This window comes from Providencia sp. Je.9.19 (assembly GCF_051129765.1).
Classification (GTDB): Bacteria; Pseudomonadota; Gammaproteobacteria; order Enterobacterales; family Enterobacteriaceae; genus Providencia.
In genome coordinates this window covers 1-427 of the sequence record NZ_JBCPSS010000035.1, presented here as the reverse complement: position 1 = coordinate 427, position 427 = coordinate 1, and the positions used below count along the sequence as shown (strand labels likewise).

Here is a 427-nt window from a genome sequence, read left to right as displayed (position 1 = left end):
AAGAATGTGCGCCCTGCCCAAGTGGGGTTTGAATATCTATCGACCAATTCCCCTTTTCATCCGCGATGGTCGAGTAAACTTGACCGCCAATGGTGATTTGAATATCAGCATGCGCTTCCGAGTGCCCCGATAATATCGGGGTGGTTTGATGAGTGAGAAAGTCGGGTAGACCATTTAGTTGTAGGGTTGTCGGCAGCAATGTCGTTTTGATCTGCACGGACTCAGTTAATGTTTTGCTGTTGCCTGCCACATCCGTAGCCGTTACTTGATAATGGTAGAGATCATCGGCCAGCCCTTTTTGACTAACGGCAGTCCAATCGCCATTTTCATCGGCGGTGGTTGTGAGTTTTTGCCCACCTATAATTAACACAATGGCGCTATTGGCTTCCGCTTTTCCTGAAAAATGAGGGCGCATATCATTGGTGAC

General features: G+C 48.0%; 1 protein-coding gene. It reads right to left on the bottom strand.

What is annotated here, in order from left to right; translation table 11 throughout:
- A partial coding sequence (locus AAZR93_RS21600; RefSeq protein ID WP_434721043.1) for an Ig-like domain-containing protein occupies positions 1-427 on the bottom strand: 427 nt, incomplete at both ends.